The following is a 10,834-nucleotide window of genomic DNA, read 5'->3' as shown; positions in this document are numbered from 1 at the left end:
GAGGGGGGAGTGGTTATCGGTAAAGGGGTGACCAAGACGCCAGCGGGTTACAAGCTATACGTAGCGGATGGGATTCTGACCGAGAAGGTGAAGGTGGCCGTCAAGACAACTAATGAGTGGAGTGATTATGTGTTTAAACCAGGATATCGCCTAACACCCCTGACTGAAGTAGAGCAATACATCCAACAGCATGAACATTTATCAGGTATTCCTTCCGCTAAAGAGATGGTCAAGCAGGGAAATGACCTGCATTTAACGGATGCCAAATTATTAGCAAAAATCGAAGAACTGACTCTCTATAGCATTCAGCAGGATAAGACTATTCAACAGCAAAGGGAAGAATTACAAGTTATAAAACAAAAACAGGCCGAATTAGAAAGGCTGCTCAAGCAACTATTGAAACAGAAGTAGATTTTTCTACTTCTGTTTCAGTAATTTTTTTACTAATTGCTCTAGTTCATCAATTTTAGTCTGCTGCTGTTGCTGGCTCTGTTCTAAAACGTGAAGTTTTCTATATTGCTCAATGTTAACTTTCTCTAATTGAATATTATACAGTGTGAGTTCTTCTACTTTCTCGAGTAGTTTGGCCTGCATCTTGCCCACATCCACGCCCTCTTTCACCACGTCCGCAGCCGATGGCACACCTGGTAAGTGCTTCTCCCGGTTGATGAACTGCTCTACTTCACCCAACGACCGTAGATGATAACCGTTCTCAAACACGCGGTCCGACCAGTCGTCCGCGGTTTTGACGGCCACCTTCACCTTCTCGGTCAGAATCCCATCCGCTACGTATAGCTTGTAACCCGCTGGCGTCTTGGTCACCCCTTTACCGATAACCACTCCCCCCTCATTACTGTTTTGAAGATTCACTCCATCACTCTGCCACAGCCCATCTGCCCCATCGGCTGCCACACGAAGGCCAGCTGTTTGTCCTAACACTACATCTCCAGACGAATTGACGGTGAGAAACTTGGTTACACTGCCCACACTAGCGGGCGAACTACTGGTTAGGTTGGTGAAGCGCAGACCCGACTGGTTAGCTGATCCTTTAGTGATCTCCAGTTTATTATTTGGAGCCGTATTGCCAATGCCCACATTAACACTTGTATTACCCAGAATCATAGCATTTGAAGCTGTCACCGAAGCATTGTAACCGATGGCAGTTGAGTTAGTCAGATTACCGTTTCCGTTGGGTGCTGAAGCTCCTACGCCGATAAAGGTATTATTGGTCCCCGTTGTCATATTATAGCCTGCATAGCGACCAACAGATGTGTTGTTTGTGCCAGAGCTACCATTGAAAAAGGCCCCATCGCCGATGGCCGTATTACCTTCTCCTGACGTATTATTACCACCTGCACTATTACCCAAGAACATGTTATAGCTACCGCCAATGTTATTAGCTCCTGCCTGTTGGCCCATAAACAGATTGCCTTGTCCTGTTGTATTATTTCTCCCTGCCTGGCTACCTACGAAGACGTTGGCCTGTCCTGTAGACGTAGTAAAACCCGCCTGATATCCCAGAAAAGTATTAGAACTAGCTGTGTTATTAAACCCTGCCTGGTAACCCATAAAGGTATTACTATTTCCCGCTCCATTATTCCCGGCCCCAAGACCTAAAAAGGTACTATTGGAGTTTGCAGCAGGGCCTTTCAGGTAATTCTGAGAACCATACTGCAACGAGTAGCCAACGGGGAGATTAATATTAGCATCTATCGTAAGAGGGCTTCCAGTCGGTGTATCTAGCGTCTGACCTTTACCTTGATTATTGATAGCAAATAAGGCAACGACGGTAAGAAGGAGGTAAAAATTGGGTCTCATATTAAGTTTTGTTTAGTGTTTCAGTCCGGCTTCACTTCTTGTTTTTACAAGACAGACAACATACCGTGAACAAAAACTATAGTATCCTAAATACTGATAAGTTTATGGTAAGCGGAACCTAGAGAGCTAAGTAGTGTATTTATTTTTTAGCTGATGAGGTTTTTGCTTCCGATTTAATACCAAGCAATTCCTGCATCTGTTTAACTTGAGTAGCTAACTGATTATAAGCAGTTTCGCCTGCCTGCACTTTCTCCTTTAATTGTTCGACCTCTGCATTAAGATCTTTTACCGCCTGTACTAACGGGACGACAAATAGCGTATACCCCAGTGTATAATATTTACCACCCTCTTCCTTACGAACACCGTCAAAGTTATAACCCGATTCTTTGGCGGCTGCTTCAACATCCTGTGCTAGAAAACCACTATGAAGGATTTTATCTTCCTTGACATTGCTTAATGGATAACCAACCAGTTTGGCCTCTTTGACCTTATCAACATGATACGTAACAGGAGTAAGCTTAGTAATAAAACGTAGCCCCGGCACATTAGCTTGAATATCTTTTTTAATACGTTTATCTGAAAGTGAAGAAATCGCCTGAACGTTACAGCGCAACGCTGTAATATTAGCATCGCCCAATACAATCGTATTACTAGCACCGACAACAGCATTAGCGCCAATAACGGTTGTATTAGTCAAATTACCACTACCATTTGCAGGGCTCGCATTATAGCCTATTGCTGAGTTAAAACTACCAGTTGTATTATATTGAAGAGCCTGATAGCCTACTGCTGCATTTGAATTACCAGTTGTGTTAAGCCGCAATGACAATACCCCTGTAGCTGTATTCCCGTTGCCTGTGCTGTTTAATAGGGCTGAACCGCCAAAGGCTGCATTATCATTACCCACAGAATTATAAAACAAGGCGTCTGTCCCAACAGATACATTGGAATGTCCACTTGTATTCATTGCCTGTGAGTTAGTCCCTATTGCTGAATTTTCATAACCTGTGTTGTTGCGCTGTAAAGCACCCGCCCCCACGGCTGTATTGTTCGGCCCACTTGTATTTGCCTGTAGCGCAACAGTACCTAAAGCTGTATTATTAGCTCCTGATAGGTTATTTTCTAAAGCTACCGATCCTAATGCTGTATTCCCTCCGCCAGATGTATTAGTAGTTAAAGCTCTGTAGCCTGCAGCTGTATTGTTTTGCCCGTCGTTGTTGGATAATAAGGCTACAGTCCCTATGGCTGTATTACCCACCCCTGTTGTATTATTCTGTAAAGCCTGCAGGCCTACTGCTGTATTATAACTACCGGAGTTTGTATTTGATAAGGCAAGTGTACCTATACCTACATTGCCTGTTCCTGTTGAACCACTATTATAAGCTAAATTTCCAAAGGCCACATTATTCAGTGCATTATCTATTCGTCCTGCATTTTGATTATTGACTCTAAAATAGAGCGGAGCATTGTTCGTAGTTCCAAGAAAGTTACCACTTGTAATGCCTGAATTACCGTTCAAGCTCCAGGCAGCACCACCAGAACTAGCAGCTCCACCTGCTGTCCAGACAGGCGAACCAGGCGTACCTGTATTTACTTCAATCTGATTCGTAGAACTATTGAAAATAATCAGTCCGGTAGCTGGGTTCTGAATTTGACCACGTTGGGTGCCGTTCACTACCGGAGCAAGCAAACCTCTATATGGACTACCTGAAGAAAAGGGGCCTGACCTAACGTCAAATGAAGCAGATCCATCTGGCGTTCCGGCGGATGGGCCTATTCGAAGTTGGGCCTGTAAACTACTGGCGACTAAGGTCAATGAAACGAATAGGCTGATTTTACGAATACCTGTAAATAGTATTTTCATGGTTTTATTGAGTCAGAAATAGTTTCCAAAAGAGAAGAAATAGTGCCCAAAAGCCAAAAGGTCAATTATTTTCGGTGCCTATAAATAATCCACCGCATTAGTAAATTCTAGATTAAAACATGTTTTCAAGTAAAGCAAACTCATACAACATCAAGTTGTTTTTCATAAAGGCATATTTTTACCCTATTACGCCTGCTGACGCGTGGCTACTAATCCAAGCTAAAGTTGTTTAGTTACTCCTGTAACGATAATTAAATCGCCGGTCTGGGGCGCTATCGCCATTTAGAAAAAATTCAGTGATGTTGTTTACCTGCTGGATATTGTCGGCCCAGTGAAAATCAAATTTTATCTGATTTGTAGCCTGGCGAAGTATAGTTAATGGCATACTAAGCTCAAGCTCATTACGCATATATTGGAATGTACCTGTTGCTATAGGCATCCACGTTTTACCATTCCATCGACAAATAGTTGATTGCCTACCCTTTATTGTCTTATTAATTAATAGATCATAGCCTGCCCAGCCAGTCTTAGCTGATTGGTCAGTATCAATATACAGTAGCATCCAATTTTTGCCGGTTGAAACAGTTAGGCTCTGAGCCGTTTTTGCGTAGAAATACACATTTTTTTTATCGTAGCTCACTCGACAATCAGTAATGTCGTTACGACCTGTATTATTGATGTACTTAATTTTATCATCAGCTCCTGGCCAATTGCGATGCATAACGTCGCCAATCGGATCATTAAAGTTTGGTTTTACAGCAGCCCATTCACTGAACTGTCCATCAATTTTAATTGTACGAGCAGGAGTCGCCTTTTCAGGAGCGGGCATACCTTTAAAGCGACGGATGTTAGCAATTAACTGATAATAGTAATTATCTGTATATCCACCTTTCATGGGGTCAATATCCCGATTGTATTCTTCATTATATATATCAACAAAGAATGTTTGGCCTTCTTTCATCAGCTTCCCCATGAACTTGGGCGGACGTGCTTTTCCAGCAGAATCAGGTCTAAAAATAAATCGTTGACCCAGCCACTCATTCCAGCCTGTCACAAAAACTACGGCCGGATTTACCTGTAACGCCCGCTTCCATTGTTCATCAAAATAGAGCCCTTGCGTCGTTTGAGAAGTTATATCGAGTTTATTGAGAACCCCCGCCCTACCTTGCCGAAAACTTTTACCTATGTTGTTATCGAAAGGATGGCTGGCAACGGCTACTGGAATTTCTTCTGGTATCGACGGATTATTGTCCCAACCATAATTTTGTGGGGTTCGATCAAGCCATTGCCAGTGGCGAGGTTCGTTACGAGCATTAGTCCAGGCCCAACTGTATCGCCAAGTGAAAAAATCACGGATACCGGGGTCCGTCATTTCTTCTACCTTTCCTAAGATGAGCGGTTTTCCCTGCCACCGAAACCAAAGTTCAGAATAGCGATTCTGAGCATAAATTTGTTGATATATGTTAGTAACAGTTTGACCACTTTGTGCATAAGTAACAAAACAAATGTAAGGCGTTGGAATACCTTTATGGCGCATTTCTATTGATATTTCACAAAGCTTATTAACTGTAGACAAATAAATATCTGTATTAGAGACATCAAAAAAAAGTATATCAATACCTGCTAAGGTTAGTAACTGCAAATTACGACGGATTACCCAGGGATCGTCGGCTTTAAAATAGCCTATTTCAGGTTCTCCCCACCAATGCCAGCTTCCATCTGGGCCATATTTAGGACTATTAGGATTCGCTTTTTTCTGTGCTGAGATATCGTATATAGCTTTTTCTTTATACTTCCCATGTAATAGGAAATAAAATATACCTACATACTTATTTTTTTTATAAGCACCCGTAACATTATACGTAGGAAGTGCGCGCCCAACGCCATCAGTTGCTACCCAGTTTGAACTGATAGGAGGAATAATAGGTGATCCTAATTCTTGCTGTTGGGGAACTGAATAAACAGCATATTCAAATCGAGGCAGGCATAATAAGATGCCAATTATACAAAGCGCAACTGCGCTATAAATAAATTGATTAATCATCAATAAAATTCGTTAAATCTTTTTTTATCTCTCCACTTCCTATGCACATGTTAACTAATCTTTATTGAAAACTACCTAATTCGACAACTGTTTATTTTATAATAGCATAATTAGTAAAAGGCGTCCTGAAAACACTGAGCCTTTACTCACGCATCTAATAGTTTACGTATTTGTTTCTGAGCAGGTTTTTCAAAATAATAATGCAATAGATAGCCTGCTGAGATTACGCACGAACAATAAAAGAGAAAAAGTAGTGGATTATCATAGTGTATTGTTGCGCCAGTTAAGCGGAAATAGAAGAGTATAAGCATCTGAATTGGCGCATGAATCAAATATACAGATAAGGATATATCACCCAATATAACCAGCCAACGAATTTTAGAATGTCGCCGGATAAACTCACTATGGTGTAAATATGGAATAATAACAATAAGTATACCGACCAACTGAAAATTATGGGCTACTTTTATACGTTCGCTAAACCAGATTGCGTATATAATATATAACAGTCCTGCTACAGGTAAGATAATTGTTAGATAAATATCGGACGGGCGTTTTAGAATCATTTCGTATAATAAACAACCACTAAAAAAACCGATTAGACCTCTACCTACATCGATATTCACTAAAAAGTTACTATGATGGGGCGATAGAAAAAATACTATTCCTAAAAAAACCAACAAAATCGAGGATGGTATTAATTTAATATACTTCGCCTGAATAAAAAACAGAATGTACATTAATGCTTCTATGGATAATGACCAGGCTGGCCCATTGAAGGAATAGCCTTTATCGAAAAAACCATGTTGTAAGAACAGAAGATTTAGAATAAAATGAAAAATATCATTGTTTTGATAAATTGGATATGATTTAAACGACTGAAAAAATAGATATATAATACAAGTTGTTACTAATAGCGTCAATAAATGAATTGGATAAAGTCTTGAGAAACGTCTAATAAAAAAATCGAATGCGCTAATTTTTCGACTTTGGATAGTTTCCCAGTAAGTATAGGTAAAAACAATACCAGATAAGACAAAAAATACATCTACCATCAAGTCACCTTTATCAAAAAACAACTTAAAAAGTGGAAAAGAATATAAAGGTGGTATATGGCCTATTGAATTAGATTGAAATTTTTCGGATAAATGCTCATAATGAAAAAAACAGGCGACAGTTATAGAAGCAATACCACGCAATACATCTAAATAATATAGCCTGTTTTCACTTGATCTTCTCTCTGTTAGTGGTTGGTTTTTCGCTATCAGGTCAAGTTTTTTCTTCATTAGAATATGAGCTTGATCGTATAAGTTATTGTAATAGAATAACTTCGGTTAGAGTATTATATGGACGCCCAAAATTCGTAATAATATTTCGAACAACTGCTAACGTCTTATAAGATGGTATCTCATTTACTAACACTTGGATACGACATCAACGATACAAAGAGCCCACTATAATAGGTTTAGGAGCTCACTGATCCAGACCGACCGCACTTTGCAATTGTAGTACTAATGTGGGTGGTTTTGTAATAGTCTTATATAGACTTGAACAATGGCAATATAAAGCTATATACCTAAAGGTGAGGGCTTTCTGATCAATCCTATATCTTTAATTAATATATGATCTATTTATATATACATATTTTGCCTTTAAATAAGTTTTGAGAAAAAAATATAACTTTCATAGAAGAAATATAACTAAAAATGGCTTACAATTGTCCTGTTGTAACAATAGAACTCATTAAGAAACTAATGATTTCTATAATTCATTTTTTATTAATCAATTATTATCTCAACTAAAATTATGGTAACCTTTTACTCAACAATGCAGCGAAAGACGCTGCCCGCTTTGCTAGCTCTACTATCAACAGGAGCCTTAGCGCAAAGTAATTATGTATCAACAAGCCCAAGTTCGACAACGCCAGGCTCGTTCAACACACTTGTTGGGCTTAATGCCGGTCAAGGTATGGCTGCTGGTGGCGGAAACAATGCCTTCTTTGGCTATCAGGCTGGCTTTACGAACTCAACGGGTTCACAGAACACGTTCATAGGCTATCAGGCAGGTTACTCAAATACAACTTTAGGCAACAACGTATTTGTCGGTTTTAAAGCAGGTAACAAGAATACTATTGGTAGAGCTAATGTTTTCGTTGGTAGTGAAGCGGGTACATCAAATACTACGGGTATTGGTAATCTGTTTTTAGGCCAGCAAACAGGGGCTAATAATTCAACTGGAAATTATAACCTATTCATGGGTAATAGTTCGGGTGGTGGTAATACGTCAGGTGAAGGTAATACGGCGATTGGTGATGGTGCCTATTTGAATGCAACTACAGGTGGAGGCAATACAGCCATTGGTCGTTATGCAGGTATCAATATGTCTACTGGCTCGAATAATACATTTATCGGTGTTGCGGCTACTACTCCTGCTGGTTCCGGAACAGTTACTAATGCTACGGCGATCGGCTACAATGCCCAAGTGACAGCTTCTAATGCTATGGTGCTAGGTAATGGGGTTAATGTGGGTATTGGCAACACGGCTCCCAAAAACAGACTGGAAATTACTTCCGCAACGGCCAATTCGTCGGGCCTTCGTTTTACTAATCTAACTAGTAACACAGGAAGTCTGTTAAGTCTGGCAATTACTCTAGGAAACCCAATCGTAAAAGTACTGACAGTAGATGAAAATGGTGATGTGGTACTGAGAGGGCTCAGTGTGAGCTTAAGTGGACTTCTCAGCCGTACGGGAACACCAGAAGTAGGAGGAACAACGGTTGGGATGCCATGGACACTAAATGGATCGACAATTCAATCTACCAACGATAATCCTGTAACGATTGGCGGTGGCATTAATAAATTGCCATCTGGTTATAAACTGTATGTTGCAGGAGGTATCTTAACAGAACGAGTAAAAGTTGCCATCAAGGATTCTCAAGAGTGGGCTGACTATGTATTTAGTGACAATTATAAACTTCGTAGTCTAAATGAAGTTGAGAAGTTTATTCGTCAGAACAAACATTTACCGGGCGTGCCTTCGGCAGAAGAAGTTGCCAAACAAGGCATTGATGTAGGTAAAATGGACGCCAAACTATTAGAGAAGATTGAAGAGTTGACTCTGTATATGCTTGAACTCAAAAAAGAGAATCAGGAGTTGAAGAAAGCTGTGAGTGAACTTCAAAATAAAAAGTAGGCAATTATGAGAAAATTATCAATTTTCGTCTTCTGCTGCTTTACCAGCCTTTTGGCCTTTGCGCAGAGAGAAGAGCCAACCCGTGTGCTGGCAGCCACCTATTATCCGCAATCGCTGGAACAGGCAACAGAATCCTTAATTGCTGGAAATATTGTTTCTGTTAGTCAACAGGTTGAGTATCGGGCTGGAAAATCGGTTGTATTGACCCCAGGATTTGAAGCTAAACCGGGGTCCATATTTGCCGCCCGAACTGAATACGTTGGGATTAAATTAGGAGAGGGACAAGCTGACCATTTGTTAGTAAAAAGCTATCCTAACCCGTTTGTTGAACGAACAACTATTGTGTATCAACTAGCTAATACAGCAGTTACGAACTTATTTATCCGTAATGCTGAAGGAAAAATAGTTGGTAAGCTAGTTGAAAATCAACTCCAACAGGCGGGACGTTACGAAGTCGAGTGGCGAGCTGATCAAGTACCTGTCGGCCAATATATTTGTACATTGGAAGCTGGAAATCAGCATTTATCCAGTCAGATAGTGAGAAAGTAAGTAAAATAGGCGACAGCGTCTACTTTGAATAAAGTGTATTATAAGGATGGTTGGTCTTAACTTTTAGTAGACTAACCATCCTTAGCTTATTTGAATAATTTGCTTTAAATTTTGCTTAATGATAGTTGGCTAACTAATTCGAACTAAGTACCTAAAGTAGGGATTGAGAAAGGCTATCTTGCGTTTGATTTAATCTTTGGACAACATTACTTCTATAGTGTATACGAATTATTGTTGCCAATTTTTACTTAATTTACTCTAATAACGTCTTGATTGGCACGAAACAATTGGACGAATACAGCCGTCGGATTGGGACCTCAATCTTAATGCCAGGATTAAACCGAGAAATAAAATGAGCCGAAAAAACTAGCATACCTTAAAATCTATATTGATAATAGAGTTCGGCATAGGTTTTGATCCGATTAATAGGTTGTCGAAGAGTATTTTGGTAAACTCAATGGCTATACTATTATATTAGCATACAGGTTCTCCGGGAGTTTTTGAATAAATATTGACAGTGCACTAGTACAGCTTAACATACTATTTAAAATGAAGAAAATTTTACTTACCCTCAGTTGTTGCTCGCTGACCCTGCTCAGCTTTGCTCAGACTAACTTCGTTGCTACTGCACCTTCGTCGGCAACACCTGGATCAGATAATACTTTAGTAGGTGTAGGAGCTGGGAATCAAAATATGAGCGGTGCCAGTAACTTGTTTATTGGCCGAGGATCAGGTATTGCGAATATGAATGGCACCCAAAATGCATTTTTAGGCGCATCTGCAGGTGCTAAAAATGATGCCGGTCAAGGTAACTCATTTGTAGGCTTTCAATCTGGCTTTAACAACACAGGAGGGACCAGTAATACCTTTCTTGGGCTAAATGCAGGGTATACGAATATAAGTGGTTTCAATAACACATTTTCAGGTGCCAATGCAGGCTTTAATTCAACAGGTAATTATAATTCGTTTTTTGGTAGTGGAGCAGGTTTTGGGAATCAGGCAGGAGCTAATAACACGTTCGTAGGAGCTGATGCCGGGGGGAACAATACAGGCGGAGCCGCGAATACATATGTAGGGTCACAGGCAGGTCAGGGAGGAGGAAACTCTAGTAACAATACAATTATAGGATTTACTGCTGGCCAGACGAATACAGGATCTTCTAATACATTTATTGGTTATCAAGCGGGTAAGAATAACCAGACTGGTGGATTTAACGTATTCATTGGTGCAGCAGCCGGAACAAACAATACGACCGGTATAGGTAATCTGTTTTTAGGTCAACAGGCAGGGGCCAATAACTCCTCGGCTTCCTACAACCTGTTCATGGGTAACTCCGCCGGAAGTGCCACCAACACCGGTGGGGCCAA

The 10,834-nt window shown here is 40.3% G+C and carries 6 protein-coding genes and 2 pseudogenes; 4 read left to right on the top strand and 4 right to left on the bottom strand.

Annotated features, from left to right (window positions below; genetic code table 11):
• A pseudogene (locus tag ACYVE4_RS22035) lies at window positions 1-411 on the top strand (TMF family protein); the annotation flags it as partial.
• A 6-nt stretch (window positions 412-417) separates the two neighbouring features.
• On the opposite strand, the gene ACYVE4_RS22030 reads toward ACYVE4_RS22035, so the two are convergent.
• From ACYVE4_RS22030 to ACYVE4_RS22015, 4 genes are all read right to left on the bottom strand, one after another.
• The gene (locus ACYVE4_RS22030; protein ID WP_461042408.1) at window positions 418-1,818 is read right to left on the bottom strand and encodes a TMF family protein; all 1,401 of its coding nucleotides are present in this window, start codon (window positions 1,816-1,818) and stop codon (window positions 418-420) included.
• 139 nt (window positions 1,819-1,957) lie between these two features.
• Window positions 1,958-3,508: a tail fiber domain-containing protein gene (locus ACYVE4_RS22025; RefSeq protein WP_461042407.1), complete on the bottom strand. Its 1,551-nt coding sequence runs from the start codon at window positions 3,506-3,508 to the stop codon at window positions 1,958-1,960.
• A 403-nt stretch (window positions 3,509-3,911) separates the two neighbouring features.
• Window positions 3,912-5,726 (bottom strand): hypothetical protein, encoded by a 1,815-nt coding sequence (locus ACYVE4_RS22020; protein ID WP_461042406.1) that lies wholly within the window; start codon window positions 5,724-5,726, stop codon window positions 3,912-3,914.
• A 146-nt stretch (window positions 5,727-5,872) separates the two neighbouring features.
• Window positions 5,873-7,012 (bottom strand): acyltransferase family protein, encoded by a 1,140-nt coding sequence (locus ACYVE4_RS22015; RefSeq protein WP_461042405.1) that lies wholly within the window; start codon window positions 7,010-7,012, stop codon window positions 5,873-5,875.
• 520 nt (window positions 7,013-7,532) lie between these two features.
• Here ACYVE4_RS22015 and ACYVE4_RS22010 point away from each other — a divergent pair.
• The 3 genes and pseudogenes from ACYVE4_RS22010 to ACYVE4_RS22000 all read left to right on the top strand — a co-directional run.
• Entirely contained in the window at window positions 7,533-8,918 is a 1,386-nt protein-coding gene (locus ACYVE4_RS22010; RefSeq protein ID WP_461042404.1) for an autotransporter outer membrane beta-barrel domain-containing protein, read from the top strand.
• 6 nt (window positions 8,919-8,924) lie between these two features.
• Window positions 8,925-9,467: a T9SS type A sorting domain-containing protein gene (locus ACYVE4_RS22005; protein ID WP_461042403.1), complete on the top strand. Its 543-nt coding sequence runs from the start codon at window positions 8,925-8,927 to the stop codon at window positions 9,465-9,467.
• 549 nt (window positions 9,468-10,016) lie between these two features.
• A pseudogene (locus tag ACYVE4_RS22000) lies at window positions 10,017-10,834 on the top strand (TMF family protein); the annotation flags it as partial.

The sequence above is a fragment of the Spirosoma harenae genome (assembly GCF_054776975.1).
Note: the sequence above shows the minus strand (reverse complement) of the source record. Positions and strands in the feature narration are given on the sequence as shown.